Below are 22033 nucleotides of genomic sequence, written 5' to 3' on the forward strand. Positions count from 1 at the left end.
TGGCAGCGCTCAGGCCGCTTTGGAGACGCGCGCCGGAACGTCGCGGACCGACGCCAGCGCCGCCTGCTCGCCCTCGGTGCCGCTCTCGTGATATTCGGCGTCTTCGTTGACGCCCCAGATGTCATAGAGGCGCTCGCCGGCGACGATATTGCGCACCGTCAGCATCGCGGTCATCATCGCATGATCCTGATTGTTATAGCGGTGCATGCCGTTGCGCCCGACCATGTGCAGCGTCGGATATTTGGCTTCCAGCTCGGTACGCATCGTCGTGACATGCGCCGCATAGTCATCGTCGTAGACCGGATAGGCCTTTTCTTGGCGCACGACCGCGCCGCCGACGACATCGTCGGGGTTGCAGAGGCCGAGGGTCGCCATTTCCTTCGTGCCGAGCGCGATCAGATCGGCATCGCTCGACGACCAGAGCCCATCGCCTTCGAAACAGAAATATTCGAGCCCGACGCACGCGAGTTCGGGATCGGGCACCATTTCGGGCGACCAGCTGCGGAAATTCTGGACGCGGCCGACCTGCACCTTGCTGTCGTGAATATAGATCCAGTTGTCGGGGAACAGATCCTCCGAGCGGATCTTGAGCGCGACGGTCAGGAAGTCCCGGTAATTGAGCTTCGGCGCGGCGGTCAACGCGCACGCCGGAAGCGGATGGATCCGCGCCGCCAGCTCACGCATCGGCGCCGAGCTGATCACATGCGCGGCGTCGATCACGACGTCGCCGTCGGGACCATTGGCGGTCAGCCGCCAGCGGCCGCTGACCTGATCCTGCGTCAGCTGCTTGAAGCTGTGGCCCATCAGCACATGATTGCCGCCAGCCACGACCTTGTCGCGCGCCGCATCCCACATCATGCCGGGACCAAGCCGCGGATAGCGGAAGGTTTCGAGCAGGGTCTTGGTCGCCATGCCGTCGTTCGGGCGCTTGTTGAGCCCGAGGCTGCGCTTCAGCCCGTCGATCACGGCGCCGCCGAGCGAAAGCCCCTTGATGCGCTGCGCCGCCCAGTCGGCCGACATTTCGTCGCACGGCATCCCCCACACCTTCTCGGTATAGGTCTTGAAGAAGATCGAATAGAGTTTCTTGCCGAACTGGTTGATCGTCCAGTCCTCGAAACTGCGGACACTCTTGTTGGGGAACAGCTTCGCCTGCGCATAGCTGATCATGCACAGCGTCGAACGTATGATACCGAGGTTCCACAGCGCCTCGAACGCGCGCAGCGGATAGCTGTAGAATTTTCCTTCATAATAGATGCGGCTCATCCGCGGCCGCTCGATGAAATCGTCGGGCAGGATCTCGTTCCACAGATCGACGACCTCGCGGCTCTTCGAAAAGAAGCGATGCCCGCCGATGTCGAAACGGAAGCCCTCATGCTCGACCGTGCGGCTGATGCCGCCGACATAGACGGGGTCTTTTTCGATGACCGTCACCTTGAGGCCCTGCTTCGTCAGCAGGTAAGCGGCGGTCAGCCCCGCCGGGCCCGCCCCGATAATCGCCACATCGGCGCTGGTCGGACGGCTGGTCGGCACTTGGACGTCGGTCATAATTCCCCCACAGGAAAGTCTTGCTCGCCTGCCGCTCTGCCCAAACATGGCTAAGAACTGGTTAATACGCGGGGGAATCGCGGCGCCGGGGCGCCGAACGTCACAGGTCGCCGGGGTTTTTTCGGATCGTGCGCAACCAGCGCTGGCGAAGCGACGCGATCCGTTCGCCATGCCCTTCGTCGAGAAACGTCGCCGCGGCCACCCGGTCGGCACGGAAATGCCGGAAATCCTGCCGCAGCTCGCACCAGGCGGCGAGCGTCCGCCGGTCGTTGAAATAGCCGATGACGACCGGCCAGATGACCCGCTCGCTCGCTGCGCCGCTTTCGTCGCGATAGGACAGCCGGATCTTGCGCCCTTCGCGGATCCATCGGCGCGTGCGCGCGATGTCGATACCGTCGACGACCCGGGCACCGGGGCCCCCAGTCCCCGTCGTCGGCTCGGCGAGGATCGGCTGCAGTTCGGCGGGAAGCGCCGCGGCAATCTTCGCAATCAGGTCGCGCGCAGCATTCGCGAGCACCGGATCGCCGCGCCCCGCAACCCATTGCGCGCCGAGCACCGCTGCCTCGATCTCGTCGGCGGTCAGCATCAGCGGCGGCATGTCGTACCCCGCGCCAAGGACATAGCCGAACCCGGCCTCGCCCTGAATCGGCACCCGCTGGCCGATCAGATCGGCGACGTCGCGGTAGACGGTGCGCACCGAAACCTCGAGTTCCTCGGCCATTTCGCGCGCGGTCACGGCGCGCGACGAGCGACGCAGCAATTGGATGATCTGGAACAAGCGGTCGGCGCGGCGCACGAAAGAAGGCTCCTGCGAATCCTGCTGACAATATGCTGTCAGTAGCCCCCTTCTACACAGGCTCGTCGGCGGGCGGCAAGTTCGTCGCATCCGTTCCACGCAGGAGAATTTAGATGATTACGCTTTACCACGCACCGCAGAGCCGCTCGACGCGCATCATCGGCCTGCTCGAGGAACTCGGCGCACCCTACACCATTCGGCCGGTGTCGATCTTCCGGCCGATGACGGGCGAAGGCAAGGGCGATCCCGCCAATCCGCACCCCGACAAGCGCGTTCCCGCGATCGAGCATGAGGGTCAGATGCTCGCCGAATCGGTCGCGATCACCCTCTATCTGTGTGATCTTTTCGCCGACAAGGGCCTCGCACCGCAGCCCGGCGACGCACAGCGCGGCGCCTATCTGACCTGGATGGCCTGGTATGCCGCCGAGTTCGAGCCCGCGATGTTCGCGGCCTTCACCGGCGAACTCGACGCCTCGCCGCTCAAGCAGCGCTCCTATGATGCGGTGATCCACCGGATCGAGTCCGCGCTGGCAAAAGGCCCCTATATGCTCGGCGACACTTATTCCGCCGCCGATTTCCTGATTGCCAGCGCACTGGCCTTTGGCCGCCATGCCTTTCCCGCCAGCGAGGCGATCGACGCCTATATCGAACGCTGCACCCGGCCGGCGCTCGTACGCGGCCAATCGCTCGACGAGGCATCGGGTATCCAGCGCGCCGCAGCCTAATTTGCGATCCGATCCTCGCGCGGCGCGACGAGATGCCCTGTCGCGCCGCCGAGCCGAGCCGCATCGCGCCAAGCTGAACGGCGGGTTCAGCGGGGCGCCAGCTTTGCCCCCTAGGATGGCTTCGGGACCAAAACAATTGGACGAAAACCATGATCTGGATGAAGAAACTGGCGCTCACCGCGCTGATCGGCGCGAGCACGATAGCCGCGCTCCCCGCCGAAGCCGAGGCCCGCGATCGCCATCGCGGCTATAGCTATGGCCACCGCGACCATGACCGGTATCGCGATCACCGCCGTGATTATCGGCGCGACTACCGGCGCGACAATCGGCAGGCCTATTATCGCGATCGCTACCAATGCCGTCGCGGTAGCGGAACGACCGGACTGATCGTCGGCGGTGCCGCTGGGGCGCTTCTCGGCCGCGAGGTCGACCGTTATGGCGACCGCGTACCCGGAACGATCATCGGCGGCGCGGCCGGCGCATTGATCGGCCGCGAAATCGATCGCGGCGGGCGTCGCTGCTAAGCCAAGGGCTTCACGACGGGCCGTCAGCTTTGCCGGCTGGCGGCCCGCGTGCCTCATTGCCTTCCCCCGTCGCGGCGCCCGCCGCCAGCGCCCGCGAAACCGGCTTTAACGCCAAAGTGCCGAGCTTGACGCGTGGCATTGCCTTACCCGGCGATGCCGCCATCACGAACCCCGGATCGAGCCGAAGCGCCGCCGCGGACGCTGTGGTTAGGCGGACCGTGTATCGGCCGTAAGCCACTCTTTCGAAAAGAAAATATCCGTCGAACTCGGTCAGCGCGGTCGCGCGCACGCGGCTTTCGGTATCGACGAGTTCCAGCGTCAGCCCCTCCACCGGATTGCCGCCGTCGCGGATCATGACCCCCTCGATCTCGCCCGCGGCCGTCATCGGCAACGCGACACGCGTCGCGACTCCGGGGCGCGGCGTAACGACGACGCCCGGAAGCGAGGGCTGGACATAGGGATCGGGCAGACTGCCCGCGTCGATCCCGATCATCACCGGCCGGAAAGGTTCGAGCCCGTCGATCATCGCGCGCCCATCGCCATCGGTCGCGGCATCGATCAGCGCATTGCCCGCGGTCAGCGGCACGCCTTTCAGCGCTGCTTCGCCCGGCTGGCGGATGCCATCGCCGTTATCGTCCATGAAAACATCGGCCATCACCTGACCGCGGCCGCCGAGCTTTTCGCTCGACATCCGCCAGCCGCCCGATCCGCCATCGCTCTTCGCGGGCTTCGGCCCGAAGCTGAAGGCGAGCGACAGCGACGCCGCGACCGAGCCGTCCGTCGCCACTTCGCCGAAGCCTGTGAGCTGCAACCTGTTGAATCGGCGTGTATAACCAAGCCCGGCGCGACCGCGCTCCAGCCCCTTGTCATAGCCAAGCTCGGCGCGCCATTCGGCATCGCCCTTCCCCGCCCATTCGCCGATCACCGCAACGCGCGTGTCGGCTTCCTGCCCCGACAGGTTGAAGCGCGCCTCGCCGCGCAGGCGGACGCGCCCGATCCGGGCATTGGCGAGCAAGGTGGCGGTCAGATTGTCGGGCGGATCGGGGCCTACCGGCACCTTGGTGCGGCTCCAGTCGACCTGTCCGGTAAAGCTCAGCGCCCGGAAACTCAGCGAGGCGCGGCCCGAGGCCTGGAGGTTCGAGACGCCCGAGGCACGGTCGATCTGCGCGAGGTCGAAATGGAGCGGCACCACCGTCCGGCCAAGCTTGACCGCCTGATCGACCGACACCGAATAAAGCCCGTTGATCCCGCCGACGAAACGGTCGGAGACGAACCCGCCCCAGCCGCGCATCGCGTCGGCCCGGACATTGGTGTCGCCGAACGCGGCGAGCCAGCTTGCCCGCACCGCCGCCGCACCATCATCGGCATAGCTTCCCGCCACTTCGAGCAGCGACGGGCCGATCGAGCGCCGTACCGCCGCCTCGCCATAGTTGCGGCGGACATTCTCGATCATCAGGCTGTGGAAATAGGCGGCGATCGAGGTGCGCGTGTCGAGCCCGCGTTCGATTCCCGCGGTTCCGCGCCAGCCGCGCCGGAAAGCCCCGCCGCGCCGCCCGAACTCGAGCAGATCGGCGTCCTCCTGCGCGAAACCGGCCCAATACCAGGTCTGCTGTGGCGGAATCGAATCGATTCCGACCTGCAACTGCCGGATTTCGCGGCGAATCTGACCCTGCGGGCCGTACATCACGATCTCGAAGCGGTTCGATCCATATTGCAGCGGCACGTCGAGAAATTCGTAGCGGCCGTCGCTGTTCGGTGCGGTGAAGGCCAGCAACTGCCCGTTGCGATAGAGCTCGGCATCCCAGCCCGCCGGCAGATCGCCGCGAAAACTCGTCCGGTCGAAGCTGTCGGGCCGTTCGACCGGGCGATTGGTGACCACCGCGCCGCGCCCCGGCACCGATTGCGCCACGAGCCCCGTCGCAAGCAGGCTGACATCGCCGACCGCATAATGCGTCGCGCGCAGCGGGCCGAGCAGCCGCCCCTCGGGATCGGTGCGATAGAGACGCATGCGCAGGCTCTCGGGCTCGCCCTTGTCGTCGGACGACAGCCGGGCGTCGAAACTCTGCCCGACCACCTCGCCCGCGGCGAAAATCTCGTAGCGCGCCTGCGTGTAGGAGCCGCCCTTCCGGTCCGCGACGATTCCCGCCGAGGCGACGACATCGACCGACGGCGTCGCCCATGTCTGATACGGCCGCGTCGCATGCGGCAGGCTGGCGAGGTCGAACGAGGCCTGCGGCCGCAGCCCGGCGGCACGCGCGCGGCGTTCGGCGGCGAGCTGGAACGGCAGCTTTTCCTTGGTGTCGATCCGCAGCACCGCGTTCGACAGATCGGCGGCGACCGGAATGCCAAGCCATTTGTTCAGGCTGTCGAGATCGACGCACCAGCCCGCGGGCGTGTCACGGATCGCAGTCGCGCCGATACGGAAGCTCTGGCTTCCGGTACGCACCTCGCCCGCCTCGCGGTCGATCAGAAAGGCCCGACGCTCATCGAACACCCAGCCGGTTGCGCGGCGCAACTTCTTGTCGACGCGCACCATCAGATCGAGTGCAAGCACCATGTCATTGAGGTCGACGCACAGACCCTGCGGCGTCTGATAGCCGCGCACGCCGTCGCCGAGCCGGTATTGGCCCGAGCGGAGGTCGAACAGCCAGCGATCCTCTTCATTGGGCGTCCAGCTATCGGGGGTGGAAGAAACCGGCGACTTTTCAACGGCCTGTGCGCCAGCCGGGGCAGTCCCGACCAGCGCCAGCCCGGCCGCCAAAGCCGGAATCCATCGAAGAAGCGCCGCGCGGAGCATCGTCCGCCCGTGGTTGCCCCGCCGCCCTGCCGGCTACTTCACCACCCGGTCGGCCCGATCGATCGTGCCGCCGCCAACCTCGCGGTCCTCGGTATAGCGAATCTGTACCGGACCCTTCAGTTTTGCGGCAAGTTCGGGCGGCACGCGGAGCGATACCTTGCGTGTCCCGACCTCGGGGTAGACCGCAATGCCGCGCGCGAGCAGCAAAGGCTCGGCGACGCCCGGACGCGTAACCTCGATGTCGCCATAGACCGAGCGTTCGCCGTTGCGCGCCAGGTCGAATTCGAACGCGGGACCGTCCTTCGTCTCGCCGACCCACGCGTTGCCGATCTTCGCGGTCGCGCCGAGATCGCCGACGCGGACGATGATCGGAATCGTGATGCCATAGATCGGCGTCAATGCGATCGACACGCCGGTCGGCGCGGGTTTCGCGGGATCTAGCGCGATCGCCGGCGCCGCGTCGGGCACCGCGCGGAACAGCATATGCGCCCGATATTCGCCGGGCGCGAGCCCTTCGGGAATGCGGACGCCGACGCGGATCACCTGCGGCTGGTTCGGCGGCAGGGTCACGCGGCGCGGACTGAAGGCGATCATGTCGAGCGCCGCGCGTTCGGCGGGCGTCGCATTCGCCTCGTCGATTTCGTCGAGTCCGCCCTCGGGCGTCATCCGCTTGACCTCGAGGCTGATACGATAGGTCGCCGGCGCACTGCCGATATTGTTGAGCACCACCTCGGTGCCGCGCGATCCGTCGAGAATGACGCGCGTCGGCGCGACGAGCAGGTCGCCCGCAGCGAATGCGGGCGTCGCGGCGACGCCGAGCGCAGCCGCCGAGAACAGGCAAAAGCCCTTGAAAAAGCGCAACATAGACACGATCCCCACAATCGTTACGGGACGACGGCTGTCGCCCCATTTGGTTGGTCGCGTCCCTGTTGCGCCATCATGGTTGATATTTTGCTAACCATGGGGTCGATGTGGCAGCCCGGCGCCGCCCACGCAAAAAGGGCTCCGGAGGCTGGTACTCCGGAGCCCTCTATGTGGCCGGCGTGCCCGAAAGCACGTCGCCCCCCACCCAAATTCTGGATTACTGGTAGTTGGCGGTGACGGTGAACGTCCCCGAATAGTTGCCCGCCGCCTGGCTTGCACCGACGTTCAGCGTACCGCCGACCGAGAAGGTGTTGCCGGTCGCGGCGAGCGTCATGTTCGCAGCCGAATAGGTCAGCGACGCCGTCATGTTATTGCTGCCCGAGGTCAGCGTCACCGTCGCCGGACCGCTGATGCCAACGGCCGCGCCGGTCGTGCCGCCGAGGTTGAAGCCGGCTGCCGACGTCGTGCCGATGCAGGTCAGGCCGCTGCCGCAGGTCGCGGCGCCGGCCGTCGAAACCGCGACGGTCGAAGCGGCGGTGCCGCTGACGATCGTGCCGAAGTCGAGGTCGCTGGTGTTGGTGAGCGTCAGCGGGGCGAGAATCTTCGCCTTCGCCGTTGCCGTGGCCGTCGCAGCGTTCGCCGCCGAGGCGTTCATCGCGAGGGCAGCAATCGCGGCGCCGACGATGGCGCGCTTCATTCCAGTGGTGCGCATATGATTTGGTCCCTTGAACAAGTCGAAACTCGAATGGAAATCCCACCCCATTCGCCGACCCCTTTAGCGGCCGACCCGTTCAGCTTTTGCCCAACAAGCATGGTTAACAGCGCATATACGTTTGGCCCGCATTGCTGGGTGCAAGCGAGCGAAAACATGGCCTTAGGCCGCGGTTTGGCTAGTCGTGGGGACCGCCTGTGGGCCTGTTAACGGCCCGCACCGGGACAAATTAAGCGATCGCGCGAAAAAGATTCGCACGGTGCAACGTCCGTCATTTCGAATCGGATCAGATCGATTCGCCGCTGAGCCGCTGGCAAATCATGTCGAGCTGGTCGAGCGAGGCGAATTTCAGCGTCAGCGCACCCTTGCCGCCCCCGGCATATTGAATGGCGACGCCGATGCCGAGCAACTCGGACAAATGGCGTTCGACCGCGACGATATCGGGATCTCGACCGCCATCGATGCTCTTGTACTCGAGCGGTGCCTTGCGGCCGCCACCCCTGCCCTCGCGCACGAGCGCCTCGACCGCGCGGACCGACAGGCCTTCCTTGACGACCTTGCGCGCGATCTCTTCGGCGCCGCCGGCACCGATCAGCGCGCGCGCATGCCCCATCGACAGCGATCCGTCGCTGACGAAGTCCTGCACACTTTGCGGCAGGTCGAGCAGGCGCATCAGATTCGCCACATGGCTGCGTGATTTGCCGACGAGCTTCGCCAGCGCTTCCTGGCTATGCCCGAAATCGTCGATCAGCCTGCGATACGCCCCCGCCTCTTCGATCGCGTTCAGATCCTGGCGCTGGATATTCTCGACGAGCGCAATCTCGTAGGTTGCGGCATCGTCGAGATCGCGGACGAGTGCGGGAATCTGGTGCAGCCCGGCGCGCTGCGCTGCGCGCCAGCGTCGTTCGCCTGCAACGAGCTGATATCCGTTTCCGTCGGGCGCGCGGCGGATGATGATCGGCTGCAGCAGTCCGCGCGCGCCGATCGAATCGGCGAGTTCGGCGATCGCGGCCTCGTCGAAATGGCGCCGCGGCTGATTCGGCAGCGGGTGGATCGACCCGACCGAAACATGCTGGACCGCATCGCCCGACACCGGCGCCGCCTTGGCTGCCGCGCCGGGCGTTGCCAGAACAGGTGCCTCGACCGCGGCATCACCGAACAGCGCGTTCAGCCCGCGACCCAGTCCTGAAGGCCGTTTCCGTGGCGTGGGCGCACCAGTTTCTTTTCCGTTATCAGACATTTATGCCGCCTTGCGGATGTCGGGGAGCCGGTCGATCAGCTCGCGTGCAAGCGCGATATAGGCCGCCGATCCGGCGCAGCGATGGTCATAGATCAGCGCCGGCAACCCATGGCTCGGCGCTTCGGACAGGCGGACATTGCGCGGGATCACCGTCTCGAAAACCACCGGCCCCAACACTTCGCGGACATCGTCGGATACCTGATCGGTGAGTCGGTTGCGCCGGTCGAACATCGTCAACGCGACGCCGAGGATCGACAATTTCTGGTTGAAGCGTCCACGCACGCGCTCGACCGTGGTAAGCAGCTGGCTGAGCCCTTCGAGCGCGAAAAATTCGCATTGCAGTGGTACGATCAGCGATTCGGCCGCGATCAACGCGTTAAGCGTCAGCATCCCCAGCGATGGCGGGCAGTCGATCAGGCAGATATCCCACTGCCCCGCCTCGGCACTCGTCAGTGCTTGCTCAAGGCGATGGAGGCGGTCGGCAAATTCGATCAGTTCGATCTCGGCGCCTGACAGGTCGACCGTTGCAGGAACGATGTCGAGGCGCGGTACTGCGGTTTGCACCGCGCATTCGGCAAGCTGCGCGTCGCCGCGGAGCAATTCATAGCTCGAAAATTCGCGCTGCGACTGCGCAATGCCCAGCCCGGTCGAAGCATTGCCCTGCGGATCGAGGTCGATAATCAGCGTCCGCCAGCCCGTTGCCGCCAGCGCGGTCGCCAGATTGATCGCGGTCGTCGTCTTGCCGACCCCGCCCTTCTGGTTCGCCACGGCGATACGGATCATCGCTTTCCTCGCTGTTTTGCGCCGATCTGGCCTTCGCCGACCAAAATCTGGCTTTCGGCGTCGGTGCGGCTCTGTTCCACGTGAAACATTCTCTGCCATGCCTGCGGCAGCAACGCCAGTTCCTTAACCGCATTTCGACCCTTTGGCAGCAGCCAGCGCGTCGATTCGGTGGAAAAACGGGTGGATAAGGCAATCAGCTTGTCGAGCGGCGCAAAGGCGCGGGCGCTGATGATCGAAGCCGCTCGCGTTTCGACGCGCTCGAGCGGCATTTCGGCAACATCGACATGTTTGAGGCCGAGATCGGCAGCCACGGTCCGCAAAAACTCGCACCGCAACTTTCGCGATTCTACCAACAGCATCGGGCGATCGCGCAGGATTGCAATCACCAACCCCGGCAGCCCTGCCCCGCTTCCCAAATCGACCCAGAGCCCGTCATCATCGGTATCCAGCGAAAGCAGCTGCGCGCTGTCGGCTATGTGGCGCACCCAGAGCGTCGGGATCGTTGAGGCGGCGATCAAATTCTGCTGGTCATTCTCGACAACCAGCATCGCGGCGAAGCGATCGAGTTGTTCCCATTGCAGCGGCGTCGGAGCGAAGGTCTTTTCGATCCAGGCTCTTGCACCATCCTCGCTGGTGAGGAGTTCAACAGTCACAAATAATCCCTCGCTCCATTGTTTCCGGGAAAGGCGGATATGCCATCAGGCCGCGCGCCGTTTGCTGTGCACGAGGATCGCCGTCAGTGCGGCCGGCGTAACACCATCGATCCGCGCCGCCTGCCCCAGCGTTTCGGGCTGTGCCTTGCTCAACCGCTCGACCATCTCGCGCGACAGCCCCCCTATCGCGGCATAGTCGAGCGCGGGGTCAAGGCCGATCGCCTCGTTCGCAGCAAGCGAGCGCAGCTCGGCTTCCTGCCTCGCAATATAGGGCGCGTAATGCGCGTCCTCGGCAAGCTCGGCGAGAACAGCATCGTCGATGGTGTCGAGTTCAGGTGCAAGCCGCTTCAGCGTCGATATCGTCACATCGGGGTAGCGGAGCAGTTCGACGCGCTTGCGCATCACGCCGTCGCCGGGAATCGCCATCGCGATTGCAGCATAATCGGCACTCGCGACCGGCGCATCGAGCAGCGCCGCAGCCGTCGTCCGGGCAGCTTGTCGCGCCTCGAATAGCGCCGCGGTTGCGGGCCGCACCAGTCCCAGCGATATCCCCTTCGGCGTCAGCCGCGTCGCCGCATTGTCGGCGCGCAGTCGTAGTCGATATTCGGCGCGCGCCGTGAGCATGCGATAGGGCTCGGTCACGCCCTGCAGCACCAGATCGTCGACCATCACCCCGATATAGGATTCGGCGCGGTCGAGGATCATCGGCTCGCGACCCTGGGCGCGCAGCGCCGCATTGGCCCCCGCGATCAAGCCCTGCGCCGCAGCCTCCTCATAACCGGTGGTACCGTTGATCTGACCGGCGCAATAGAGTCCCGCGATAGCCCGCACCTGCAACGTCCGGTCGAGTGCGCGCGGGTCGATATGATCATATTCGACGGCGTAACCCGGCACGATCATCTCGACCTGCTCGAGGCCTTCCATCGTCCGCAGCATCGCGAGCTGTACGTCGGCGGGGAGCGAGGTCGAAATACCGTTCGGATAGACGAGCGTCGAATCGAGGCCCTCGGGTTCCAGAAACACCTGATGTCCGTCACGATCGGCAAAGCGGTGGATCTTGTCCTCGATCGACGGACAATAGCGCGGCCCCGCCGCGCCGATCGCGCCGGTGAACAATGGCGACCGGTCGAGATTGGCCGCTATGATCGCGTGGCTATCGACGTTGGTCCGCGTGATCGCACAGAAAATCTGCGGGACAGTGCGCCCCGTGTTCCACGTGGAACAGGTCCACATGCCGCCATCGACGCTGTCCGACGGCTGCTCTTCGAGGCGGGACCAGTCGATCGTCCGCCCGTCGAGTCGCGGTGGCGTCCCCGTCTTCAGCCGCGCCATCGGGAGGTCGGCGGCGCGAAGCTGTTCCGCGAGCCGGTGGGCGCCGGCCTCGCCGATTCGTCCGCCCTCCATTCGCTCCTCGCCACGGAACAACCTGCCGCCCAGGAACGTCCCCGTCGCGAGCACGACCGCACCGGCGGTCAGCGCCGTTCCGTCGGCAAGGTCGAGTCCCGCGACGTGCGCACCGTCCTCCGACAGGCGCAGCGCCGCCGCTTCGCCTGCGATCACGGCAATGTCCGGTTCGGCGGCGAGCAAAGCCTGAATCGCATCGCGATAGAGTTTGCGGTCGGCCTGGATACGCGGCCCTTGCACCGCCGCGCCCTTCGATGCGTTGAGCATCCGGTAATGGATCGCCGCGCTGTCGGCCGCGCGTGCCATCCAGCCGTCGAGTGCGTCGACTTCGCGCATCAGATGACCCTTGCCGAGCCCTCCGATCGCCGGGTTGCACGACATCGTTCCGATCAACGCCGGGTCGAAACTGACGAGCGCGATGCGCGCGCCCAGCCGCGCCGCGGCGGCGGCGGCCTCGGTTCCGGCATGCCCACCGCCGACGACGATGACATCGAAAATTTCTGAATCCTGCATGATTGCGGCGCCTTTAGCGCAATGCGCGCAGCGAATCCACCGGCATGCGACCGGTGCGATGTTTCACGTGGAACATCATTTCCCGATGCAGAAACGCCCGAACAGCGCGTCGAGCATATCCTCGACGCCCGCGCGCCCGGTGATGCGGTCGAGCGCCGTTGCGGCGAGCCGGAGACGCTCGGCGATCAGGATCAGATCCTCGGCTTCGCGGGTGCCCGTTTCGATCGCAAGCCATTGTTTTGCCTCGGCCAAGGCCGCGCGCTGCCGCTCGCGCAATGCCGCTTCGCCCTCGCGCGGCAGCAAGGTCCGCGCCATCTCGACGATCATCCGGTGGAGCTGGTCCATCCCCTCGCCCGTCGCCGCCGACAGCGTCAGGTCGCACCGCGCCGCCTCGACTTCGGCGGCGGCTTCGCCCCGCCACCTGTCCGCCTGTGCCGCGATCAGGATCGCGCGCGGATGGTCGGGTGCCTCCGCGGGGGGTCCCAGCCACAACAGGATATCGGCCGCTTCGACCGCCGCCCTCGCCCGATCGATCCCGATCGCCTCGATCGCATCGGCACCTTCGGCACGAATGCCCGCCGTGTCCGAAAAGCGCATTGCAATCCCGTCGAGTGCGAGCGGCGTCTCGATCACATCGCGCGTTGTCCCTTCGACAGGCGAGACGATCGCCAGCTCCCGCTGCGCCAAAGCATTGATCAGAGTCGATTTTCCGGCATTGGGCGGCCCGGCGATCACCACCGACAGCCCTTCGGCGATCACCTCCGCCGCCGGCCGCGCCAGCCAGTCATCAAGCTCGGCGCCCAACGCGGCCATCCCCGCCATCAGACGCTGCGCGGCGCCCTCATAAACGTCGACATCATCCTCGTCGGCGAAGTTCAGTTCGGCCTCGGCGCCCGCCATCAGCCCGAGCAGTCGCTCTTGCCATCCCGCGACCGCGCGCGACACATGGCCGCTCGCCATACCGAGCGCCTGCACGCGCTGGCTTTCGGTCTCGGCGGCGAGCAGGTCGGCGAGCCCTTCGGCCTCGGCGAGATCGATCCGTCCATTTTCGAACGCGCGCCGCGTGAACTCGCCGGGTTCGGCCCGGCGCAATCCGGGCATGGTTGCGAGCGCCGCCTCGACCGCAGCGACCACCGCGCGGCCACCGTGAAGATGTAGCTCGCCCAGATCCTCCCCCGTCGCAGTCGCGGGGCCAGAAAACCAGAGGATCAACGCGCGATCCAGCGGCGCACCGGCCGCATCTTTCAGCAGCGCGAGCGAGGCCTGCCGCGGCGCGGGCAGCCGCCCCGCCAAGGCTTCCAACGCGCTACCCGCCTGCGGCCCGCTGATCCGTACGACGCCGATCGCTGCCGGCGGCATCCCGCTCGACAGCGCAAAAATCGTATTCCTCACAATATCTTGGTTCAGCTCTTGCGCCCCTTGGCGGCCTTGTCATCATCACCCGACTTCGCGCCTCCGCCCATCAGCCCGCCACCGAACTGGCCGAGTAGCGACTGGACGAGTTCCAGCCCGCTGCCGCCCATCGGCACCCAGGTCTTGACCATCTGCTGCACCATGTCGGGAGTGATGCCCTTTGCCATCAATTCCTTGACGCGGCTGAGATAAATGTCGTGCAGCGGCTCGAGGTCGGGGAGCCCGAACAACCGCCGCGCTTCCTCCGGGGTGCAATCGATCTCGATATTGAATTTCATGGGTTCGCCTTTCGCCCCTTTCGGCGCTTGAGCCGCGCCATAACGGCGGCTAGCTTCGCGCTTTCACAACCAAGAAGCAAGAGACAGGAGAGCCTCCCCCATGCCCGCCACGAACACGACGATCCCCGCCCTCGACGGGACGAACGACATTCCGGCCTATGTCGCGCGCCCCGACGCCGATTCGTCGCGCGCGATCATCGTCATTCCGGAAATTTTCGGCGTGAATGCCGGCATCCGCAAGAAATGCGACGACTGGGCGGCCGAAGGCTATCTCGCGATCGCGCCCGACATCTTCTGGCGCTTTGCCCCCGGGGTCGAGCTCAACCCCGATGTAGAGGCCGAACTGCAGGAAGCCTTTGGTTATTTCGGGCAATATGATGCCGACGACGGCGTGAAAGACATCGAGGCCGCGATCCGCTGGCTCCACGCACAGGGTGCGACGAAGGTCGGCGGCGTCGGCTTCTGCCTTGGCGGGCGTCTGGCCTATATGGCGGCGGCGCGGACCGACATCGACGCGTCGGTCGGCTATTATGGCGTCATGATCGACCAGATGCTCGGCGAAAGCCATGCGATTGCCAAGCCGCTGATGCTCCACATCCCGACCGAGGATCATCTCGTCGACCATGCTGCGCAGAAGGTCATTCACGAAGGGCTCGATCCGCACCCGAAAGTGACGATCCACGATTATCAGGGTCTCGATCACGGTTTTGCCGCGACGATGGGCAACCGCCGCAACGAGGACGGCGCGCAGCTCGCCGACGGCCGCACCCGCGCCTTCTTCGCCGAGCATCTCGCATGAGCGCGCATGAGGGTCTCGCCGCATGGCACGCCTATATGACGGGCGGCGGCGACCCGCAGGCGCTGAAAGATCTGCTCGCCGAGGATGCGGTCTTCCACTCGCCGGTGGTCCACACTCCGCAGGAAGGCCGCGACAAGGTCTTCGCATATCTCCATGCGGCGAGCCACGTCCTTGGCGGCGACGATTTCCGCTATCTGCGCGAGATCGTCGATGGCGATCAGGCGATGCTCGAATTCCAGAGCAGCCTCGACGGTATCCAGATCAACGGCGTCGATATCATCCGCTGGAACGAAGATGGAAAGATAAGTGATTTCAAAGTGATGGTTCGCCCGCTCAAGGCCATCAACAAGGTGTGGGAAAAGATGGCGGCAATGCTCGCGGCGCAGGCCGGATAGACGCGAAGCGCGGCCCATGCCCCGTCTGATCGCCTTCCCGATCCTGATCGCCGCGATCGCGCTCGCAGCCTGGTGGGCGCCGGCGCGCTGGACCTTGCTACTGTGGGTGCCGCTGCTTCTCGTCGCGATCTACGACGCGGTGCAGCGGCACCACAGTCTGCGCCGCAACTTTCCGCTGATCGCCCGCATCCGCTGGATGTTCGAGGAATTGCGCCCCTTCCTTTATTCCTATGTCGTCGAAGGGCCGCTGGACGGCCGCCCCTTTGCCCGCACCGAACGCGACATCATTTATGCCCGCGCCAAGGGCGAACTCGACAGCCATCCCTTCGGTACCGAACTCGACGTCTATTCGGACGAATATGAATGGATGAGCCACAGCATCGCGCCGAAGACCGGTGTCGACCGCAGTCAGCGCGTCCGCGTCGGCACCGGGCAATGCACGAAGCCTTATGACGTCGCGCTGCTCAACATTTCGGCGATGAGCTTCGGATCGCTCGGCGCGAACGCGATCGAGGCGCTCAATCTCGGCGCCAGGATGGGCCATTTCTATCATGACACCGGCGAAGGCGGCTACAGCCCCTATCACCGCAAACATGGCGGCGACATCGTCTGGGAACTCGGCAGCGGCTATTTCGGCTGCCGCGACGAGGGCGGTCAATTCGACCCCGAGCGCTTCCGCGACCGCGCCCAGAACGAGCAGATCAAGATGATCGAGATCAAGCTCAGCCAGGGTGCGAAGCCAGGTCATGGCGGCGTCTTGCCGGGCGCGAAGGTCAGCGCCGAAATTGCCGCGACGCGCGATGTGCCCGAGGGGCGCGATTGCGTCTCGCCGGCCGCGCATTCGGCTTTTTCGACGCCGATCCAGATGCTCGAATGGGCCGCAAAGCTGCGCGATCTGTCGGGCGGCAAGCCGGTGGGGATCAAACTCTGCGTCGGCCAGCCGCACGAGGTTTATGCCGTCATGAAGGCAATGATCGAGACCGGCATCCGGCTCGATTATATCGTCGTCGATGGCGCCGAGGGGGGCACGGGGGCCGCGCCGGTCGAATTTTCGAACAGCATCGGCATGCCGCTTCGCGAAGGGCTGATCTTCGTGCGCAATGCGCTCGTCGGCTGCGGGCTGAAGGAAGAGGTGCGGCTCGCCGCGTCGGGAAAGGTGCATTCGGGCGCTGGGCTCGCAGTCAACTGCGCGCTCGGCGCTGACTGGTCGAACGCCGCACGCGCCTTCATGTTCACGCTGGGCTGCGTCCAGTCGCTCAAATGCCATACCGACAAATGCCCGACCGGGGTCGCGACGCAGGATCCGGGCCGCCAGCGCGGGCTCGTCGTCGAGGACAAGGCCGAGCGCGTCCGGCGCTTTCAGGCCGCGACGGTATCGGCGCTCTGGGACATCAGCAGCGCGATGGGACTCGATAGCCCCTGGCAGATCCAGCCGCACCATCTGCACGAACGGTTGAATTCGGCGCGCTCGGACTCGATCGACCGCATCTATAAATTCTACGACCGCGGGGTGCTGCTCGAAGACCCGGACTCGGTCGCAGGTGCCCGCTATTGGGCCATGGCGCGCGCCAACAGCTTTCGCGCCGCTGTCTAGATCAGGCTGAGTTCCGCGAGTTCGCGATACAGTTCGGGCGGCAGATCGCCGATCCCGTCGCCATCACCGACACCCTTGGGTGCATCGCCTTCGGTCAGATAGCGCCACCCCTGATGCGCGCGCTTCGGCTGCGGATGCACGCGTTCGAGCAGGGCGGCGCAGACGATATCGATCCGCCCGTCGTCGCGATCGTCGAAGCGGAGGATTTCAACGCGCCCGACGAGCGTATGTTTGACGATGAAGTGCAGCTTGCCGCCGATCAGCTCGTCGGCACGCTTCGGCTTGAACCGCGTCGTGAACCGAACCTCGCCCTGCTCGGCGCGCGATGCAATCCGGTCGGCAAGCGAGGGATAGTCGGGACATCCAACGGCAACGCGGGTCATATGAAGCTGGGCCATCGTCAAGAAATCGGGTCGGAGGCCGGAGAGTTCAACTCCCCTCCACGATCAAATAATAGTCGCCGCGGCCTTGGGGCGATACCGGCGTCGCAAGCATCGAAAGCGGCACCATCAGCGCCGTCGATGGCGTCAGCTCGCCGATCGCGAACAATATATACCCCGTCGGCAAGCTGATAGTCAGGCCGACGATCCCGACCAGCATCAGCACGCGCCGACGCAATGCATCGCTGAACGTCACGGGTTCCGCCAGATATTCGCGCAGGATGGCACTCGCCTCTTCGTGCTGCGAGGCGGGAACGGTCAGGCGGAAACCCCCGATCGCCAACACCTCCAACGTCGATCCGGCATAATGCTCGCCGCCGACGTGAACGATGATTCCAGCAGCATCCAGCATCGCGGCGACGGTCAGGGCCTCGCTGCGGCTCACCAGCTCGGCAATCGGGACCATCGCATCGTCGGACATCGTCAAACGATGCGATGGAAGCCCGATAAAGTCTAGCCGAACAGCGTGCCCATTCCGACCGCGGGGTCGATCCAGCCTTCGTAGATCATCTTGACTGCGACATAGAGGATCACGGCAAGACCGATGTAAGCGATCCAGCGATAGCGCTCGATATATTTGGCGATGATATTCGCCGCGACGCCCATCAACGCGACCGCGAAAATCAGACCGACGATCAGGATTCCCGGATGCTCGCGCGCCGCGCCGGCGACCGCAAGCACATTATCGAGGCTCATGCTGACGTCGGCGACGGCAACCGCCCATGCCGCGCCGGCAAAGCTTTTCGCAGGTTTCAGGCCCGATTGCTCGTCGCCCTCGATCTCGGGCGATCCATGCGACTGACCGGTATGACGCAGCTCGCGCCACATCTTCCATGCGACCCAGATCAGGAGCAGGCCGCCGACGAAGATCAGCCCGACAATCTGCATCAACTGCGTCACGACAAGTGCAAAGGCGATGCGTAGCACCAGCGCCGCGAGCACGCCGATCAGGATCACTTTCTTGCGCTGTTCGGCGGGCAGGCCGGCCGCCAGCGCGCCGACGACGATCGCATTGTCTCCGGCCAGCACCAGGTCGATCATCAGCACCTGAAGAAAGGTCGCGAAGGCTGCAGGCTCGGTGATGTTCGAGAAATCGTTGACGATATGGCCCCAGATTTCGGCGGGACCGCCAAAACCACCAGCCGCCGCACCGGCCTGGACCATCAGTTCAAACATCACAGCGCGTCTCCGAAATAGCTGACCTCGGGTATCGGGTCATAAAAGGGGTGCAGCAGGCTGCGCCACATCTGATAGCGTTCCGATTGCCGAAATCCATCCCGATGATCTTCAACCGACCGCCATTCCGCCAACAGCAGATAGGGTTGTCCGGTTCCTGTCGGACGGTGAATATGAAGCGAAATAAATCCGGGCGACGCCTCGATCAGCGGCCGCGCTTCGGCGACGGCCGCTTCGAACGCCGCTTCGCTGCCCGCACGCACGGGAAGCAGCGCCTGTTCGAGAACGGCCATCGCCGCGGCTTACTGGTTCATGCTGTCGAAGAAATCCTCGTTGGTCTTCGAATCCTTGATCTTGTCGAGCAGGAATTCCATCGCGTCGATCGTGCCCATCTGCATGAGGATCCGGCGCAGCACCCACATTTTGCTGAGCTTGTCCTTCTCGACGAGCAGCTCTTCCTTGCGGGTACCCGACTTGCCGACGTCGAGCGACGGGAAGATGCGCTTGTCGGCAACCTTGCGGTCGAGGACGATTTCGCTGTTACCCGTGCCCTTGAATTCTTCGAAGATAACCTCGTCCATGCGGCTGCCGGTATCGATCAGCGCGGTGGCGATGATCGACAGCGAACCGCCTTCCTCGATATTACGCGCGGCGCCGAAGAAACGCTTGGGACGCTGGAGCGCATTGGCGTCGACACCGCCGGTCAGCACCTTGCCCGACGACGGGACGACGGTGTTGTAGGCGCGGCCGAGGCGGGTGATCGAGTCGAGCAGGATGACGACATCCTTCTTGTGCTCGACGAGGCGCTTGGCCTTTTCGATTACCATTTCGGCGACCTGGACGTGGCGCGTCGCGGGTTCGTCGAAGGTCGAGGACACGACCTCGCCCTTCACGCTGCGCTGCATGTCGGTGACTTCCTCGGGACGTTCATCGACGAGGAGGACGATCAGATAGACCTCGGGGTGGTTGTCGGTAATCGCCTTGGCGATATTCTGCAGCAGCACCGTCTTACCCGTGCGCGGCGGCGCGACGATCAGCGCGCGCTGGCCCTTGCCCTGCGGGCTGACGAGGTCGATGACGCGCGCCGACTTGTCCTTCACCGTCGGGTCGACCGTATCGAGCGACAGCTTCTGGTTCGGATAGAGCGGCGTGAGGTTATCGAAATTGACGCGGTGACGCACCGCCTCGGGATCGTCGAAGTTGACCTTGATCAGCTTGGTCAGCGCGAAATAGCGTTCGCCGTCGCGCGGCGCACGAATCTCTCCCTCGACCGTGTCACCGGTGCGCAGGCCATATTTGCGGACCTGGTTCGGCGAGACATAGATGTCGTCGGGGCCGGCGAGATAATTGGCGTCCGACGAGCGCAGGAAACCGAACGAGTCCGGGAGAACCTCGATCGTCCCCGATCCGATGATTTCCTCGCCCTCTTCGGCGAGTTCTTTCAGGATCGAGAACATCAGGTCCTGCTTGCGCAGCGTCGAAGCGCCTTCGACGCCCAGTTCCTCGGCCATTTCGACGAGCTGCGCGGGCGCTTTGGTTTTGAGTTCTTTAAGATGCATGGATGGATTCCAGGTAGAGATACAGGGAGATATTTGACTTAAATTCGTCGCACCGGTGGGTGCCTATCCGGCCGTGGGACGACCGTTTTCGATAGCTCGGCGCAGCGGGGCGCCGCCCGCAGGAAGCGGGGTTGATCGGCCCCTATAACCGGCTTTTGTCCAAGTCAATCGCGGCTGCGCCGAGATGGTGCCTCAGAAGGGGCGGACGACCACCAATATGACGATCAGCACCGCGGCAATGCCGGGAACTTCGTTGAGCAAACGCAGCTGCTTTTCGGTGAGCGGCCGCTGCCCCTTTGCGAGCTTCTTCGCATAACCGATCATCCAGCCATGATAGCCCGACAGGGCAATCACGAGCAGGAATTTGGCGAGAAACCAGCCCTCGTGCCAAAGGTCGCCGTTGAACGCGAGCATCAGCCCGAAGACCCAGACGAAGATGATCGCGGGTGCAAGAATGATCTTGCGGAGCCGGTCTTCGCGCTCGATCCATTTTGCGTCTTCGTCCGATCCGACCGCGGTCTGGTGATGATAGACGAAAAAGCGCGGCATCATGAACAGGCCGGCCATGAAAAAGATCACGAAGATGACGTGCGCCGCTTTGATCCAGAGCGTTGCCGACCCCAGGAAACCCGCCAGTTCCATGCCTATCCCCGCACGCGTTTGATCAGATGCTCGACATGGGCGATCGGCGTATCGGGCACGATGCCATGACCGAGATTGAAGATATGGGGCCGCGACCGGAACGCTGCAAGGATGCGGTCGATCGCCGCATCCAGCGCCTCGCCGCCCGCGACGAGCGCGAGCGGGTCGAGATTGCCCTGCACCGGGATATGTGCGGGCAGCGCCTTGTCGGCCCAGACCGGATCGACCGTCTCGTCGAGCCCGATCGCATCGGCGCCGACCTCGTTCGCATAGGCCGTCAATTTTCCTCCGGCGCCTTTCGGAAAGCCGATGACCGGGGTGTCCGGATGCAGCGCCTTCAGCCGGCGGACGATCTCGGCATTGGGCGCGATCACCCAGCGCTCGAACTGCGCCGGGGACAGGCTGCCCGCCCAGCTGTCGAACAGTTGCACCGCCTCGACGCCGTTCTCGATCTGACCGGACAGATAGGTCACGCTCAAATCGACGATTGCATCGATGATCGCCTGGAATGCGGCGGGATCGCCGAACGCCATGCGCCGGGCCTGCGCCTGATCCTTCGACCCCTGCCCTGCCACCATATAGGTCGCGACGGTCCAGGGACTGCCGGCAAAGCCCAGAAAGGTCGTCTCGGCCGGCAGCGATGCCGCGACGCGCGCCACGGTGCCATAGACCGGGTCGAGCCTCTCATGCGCGGCGTCGAGTGACGCCAAGGCGCTATCGACGAGCGGTGGCGCGAGCCGCGGACCTTCGCCGGCCTCGAACCACAGCTTCTGGCCGAGGGCGTGCGGGACGACGAGAATGTCGGAAAACAGGATCGCGCCGTCGAAACCGAAACGGCGGATCGGCTGCAAGGTCACCTCGGCAGCCGCTTCGCTGTCGTAGCACAGCTCGAGGAATCCGCCCTTGGTTTCGCGAAGGGCGCGATATTCGGGGAGATAGCGTCCCGCCTGGCGCATCAGCCACATCGCGGGCTTTTCCTGCCGCACCCCGTGCAGCGTAGCGAGCAAGCTCTTCGACGACGCCTTCACGCGGCCCCTCTTTCTCTCTTCATATATAATTAAATAGAATTGTGGTGGTTTGTTGGTCGGCGGACAGCGGGGCTTTAGGCCGGAGCGTCCCTTTTGCCAACATATTGACTCTGGCTGTCACTGGTAACGTCACGGAGTCGCTGCGTGCTCTCC

23 protein-coding genes are annotated in these 22033 nt (G+C 64.8%); 5 read left to right on the plus strand and 18 right to left on the minus strand.

Going from position 1 to position 22033, the window contains the following annotated elements; all coding sequences use genetic code 11:
• Window positions 1-9: 9 nt before the first annotated feature.
• Both ACQY80_RS07315 and ACQY80_RS07320 read right to left on the minus strand, forming a co-directional pair.
• Window positions 10-1545: an NAD(P)/FAD-dependent oxidoreductase gene (locus ACQY80_RS07315; protein ID WP_428685106.1), complete on the minus strand. Its 1536-nt coding sequence runs from the start codon at window positions 1543-1545 to the stop codon at window positions 10-12.
• A gap of 100 nt (window positions 1546-1645) precedes the next feature.
• A complete protein-coding gene (locus ACQY80_RS07320; RefSeq protein WP_428685108.1) occupies window positions 1646-2341 on the minus strand; it encodes a helix-turn-helix transcriptional regulator in 696 nt (231 codons plus the stop codon).
• Between the two features lie 113 nt (window positions 2342-2454).
• Here ACQY80_RS07320 and ACQY80_RS07325 point away from each other — a divergent pair, with 113 nt between their 5' ends.
• Together ACQY80_RS07325 and ACQY80_RS07330 are read left to right on the plus strand one after the other, a co-directional pair.
• Entirely contained in the window at window positions 2455-3066 is a 612-nt protein-coding gene (locus tag ACQY80_RS07325) for a glutathione S-transferase family protein (RefSeq protein ID WP_428685110.1), read from the plus strand.
• 149 nt (window positions 3067-3215) lie between these two features.
• Window positions 3216-3590: a glycine zipper 2TM domain-containing protein gene (locus ACQY80_RS07330; RefSeq protein ID WP_428685112.1), complete on the plus strand. Its 375-nt coding sequence runs from the start codon at window positions 3216-3218 to the stop codon at window positions 3588-3590.
• A 10-nt stretch (window positions 3591-3600) separates the two neighbouring features.
• Here ACQY80_RS07330 and ACQY80_RS07335 read toward each other — a convergent pair whose 3' ends face one another.
• From ACQY80_RS07335 to ACQY80_RS07375, 9 genes are all read right to left on the minus strand, one after another.
• Window positions 3601-6351: an MSCRAMM family protein gene (locus tag ACQY80_RS07335; protein ID WP_428685114.1), complete on the minus strand. Its 2751-nt coding sequence runs from the start codon at window positions 6349-6351 to the stop codon at window positions 3601-3603.
• Between the two features lie 69 nt (window positions 6352-6420).
• Window positions 6421-7251 carry a fimbrial biogenesis chaperone gene (locus ACQY80_RS07340; protein ID WP_428685116.1) on the minus strand — a complete coding sequence of 277 codons (831 nt, stop codon included), beginning with the start codon at window positions 7249-7251 and terminating at the stop codon, window positions 6421-6423.
• 217 nt (window positions 7252-7468) lie between these two features.
• Window positions 7469-7963, minus strand: a complete 495-nt coding sequence (locus ACQY80_RS07345) for a DUF4402 domain-containing protein (RefSeq protein WP_428685118.1) — start codon at window positions 7961-7963, stop codon at window positions 7469-7471.
• Window positions 7964-8249: 286 nt separating this feature from the next.
• Window positions 8250-9203 (minus strand): ParB/RepB/Spo0J family partition protein, encoded by a 954-nt coding sequence (locus ACQY80_RS07350; protein ID WP_428685120.1) that lies wholly within the window; start codon window positions 9201-9203, stop codon window positions 8250-8252.
• Window positions 9204-9986: a ParA family protein gene (locus ACQY80_RS07355; protein ID WP_428685122.1), complete on the minus strand. Its 783-nt coding sequence runs from the start codon at window positions 9984-9986 to the stop codon at window positions 9204-9206.
• The gene (gene rsmG, locus ACQY80_RS07360; protein WP_428685124.1) at window positions 9983-10639 is read right to left on the minus strand and encodes a 16S rRNA (guanine(527)-N(7))-methyltransferase RsmG; all 657 of its coding nucleotides are present in this window, start codon (window positions 10637-10639) and stop codon (window positions 9983-9985) included. The genes ACQY80_RS07355 and rsmG overlap by 4 nt, the downstream gene beginning before the upstream one ends.
• A 45-nt stretch (window positions 10640-10684) precedes the next feature.
• The gene (gene mnmG / locus ACQY80_RS07365) at window positions 10685-12556 is read right to left on the minus strand and encodes a tRNA uridine-5-carboxymethylaminomethyl(34) synthesis enzyme MnmG (RefSeq protein WP_428685126.1); all 1872 of its coding nucleotides are present in this window, start codon (window positions 12554-12556) and stop codon (window positions 10685-10687) included.
• A 75-nt stretch (window positions 12557-12631) separates the two neighbouring features.
• Entirely contained in the window at window positions 12632-13948 is a 1317-nt protein-coding gene (mnmE, locus tag ACQY80_RS07370) for a tRNA uridine-5-carboxymethylaminomethyl(34) synthesis GTPase MnmE (RefSeq protein ID WP_428685128.1), read from the minus strand.
• Window positions 13949-13959: 11 nt separating this feature from the next.
• Entirely contained in the window at window positions 13960-14247 is a 288-nt protein-coding gene (locus tag ACQY80_RS07375; protein WP_428685130.1) for a DUF6489 family protein, read from the minus strand.
• A gap of 100 nt (window positions 14248-14347) precedes the next feature.
• On the opposite strand from ACQY80_RS07375, the gene ACQY80_RS07380 reads away from it, so the two are divergent.
• Genes ACQY80_RS07380 through ACQY80_RS07390 form a run of 3 tightly spaced genes read left to right on the plus strand, consistent with a single transcriptional unit; the run spans window position 14348 to window position 17035 of the window.
• Window positions 14348-15046 carry a dienelactone hydrolase family protein gene (locus tag ACQY80_RS07380; protein ID WP_428685132.1) on the plus strand — a complete coding sequence of 233 codons (699 nt, stop codon included), beginning with the start codon at window positions 14348-14350 and terminating at the stop codon, window positions 15044-15046.
• Window positions 15043-15441, plus strand: a complete 399-nt coding sequence (locus ACQY80_RS07385; RefSeq protein ID WP_428685134.1) for a nuclear transport factor 2 family protein — start codon at window positions 15043-15045, stop codon at window positions 15439-15441. Before ACQY80_RS07380 ends, ACQY80_RS07385 begins: the two co-directional genes overlap by 4 nt.
• 16 nt (window positions 15442-15457) lie before the next feature.
• A complete protein-coding gene (locus ACQY80_RS07390) occupies window positions 15458-17035 on the plus strand; it encodes an FMN-binding glutamate synthase family protein (protein ID WP_428685136.1) in 1578 nt (525 codons plus the stop codon).
• Here ACQY80_RS07390 and ACQY80_RS07395 read toward each other — a convergent pair.
• The 7 genes from ACQY80_RS07395 to hemE form a co-directional block, all read right to left on the minus strand.
• Window positions 17032-17418, minus strand: a complete 387-nt coding sequence (locus ACQY80_RS07395) for a DUF1489 family protein (protein ID WP_428685138.1) — start codon at window positions 17416-17418, stop codon at window positions 17032-17034. The two genes, ACQY80_RS07390 and ACQY80_RS07395, sit on opposite strands and share 4 nt — an antisense overlap.
• 46 nt (window positions 17419-17464) lie before the next feature.
• A complete protein-coding gene (locus ACQY80_RS07400) occupies window positions 17465-17896 on the minus strand; it encodes a hypothetical protein (RefSeq protein ID WP_428685140.1) in 432 nt (143 codons plus the stop codon).
• A 32-nt stretch (window positions 17897-17928) separates the two neighbouring features.
• Window positions 17929-18651: a TerC family protein gene (locus tag ACQY80_RS07405; protein ID WP_428685782.1), complete on the minus strand. Its 723-nt coding sequence runs from the start codon at window positions 18649-18651 to the stop codon at window positions 17929-17931.
• Window positions 18651-18944 carry an antibiotic biosynthesis monooxygenase family protein gene (locus ACQY80_RS07410; protein WP_428685142.1) on the minus strand — a complete coding sequence of 98 codons (294 nt, stop codon included), beginning with the start codon at window positions 18942-18944 and terminating at the stop codon, window positions 18651-18653. The genes ACQY80_RS07405 and ACQY80_RS07410 overlap by 1 nt, the downstream gene beginning before the upstream one ends.
• Before the next feature lie 9 nt (window positions 18945-18953).
• Complete coding sequence (gene rho, locus ACQY80_RS07415) at window positions 18954-20210, minus strand: transcription termination factor Rho (RefSeq protein ID WP_179497681.1); 1257 nt, start codon at window positions 20208-20210, stop codon at window positions 18954-18956.
• Between the two features lie 192 nt (window positions 20211-20402).
• Window positions 20403-20852 carry a CopD family protein gene (locus ACQY80_RS07420; RefSeq protein ID WP_428685144.1) on the minus strand — a complete coding sequence of 150 codons (450 nt, stop codon included), beginning with the start codon at window positions 20850-20852 and terminating at the stop codon, window positions 20403-20405.
• 2 nt (window positions 20853-20854) lie between these two features.
• The gene (hemE, locus tag ACQY80_RS07425; RefSeq protein ID WP_428685784.1) at window positions 20855-21817 is read right to left on the minus strand and encodes a uroporphyrinogen decarboxylase; all 963 of its coding nucleotides are present in this window, start codon (window positions 21815-21817) and stop codon (window positions 20855-20857) included.
• Window positions 21818-22033 lie beyond the last annotated feature (216 nt).

This window comes from Sphingopyxis sp. (genome assembly GCF_965279755.1).
Classification (GTDB): domain Bacteria; phylum Pseudomonadota; class Alphaproteobacteria; order Sphingomonadales; family Sphingomonadaceae; genus Sphingopyxis.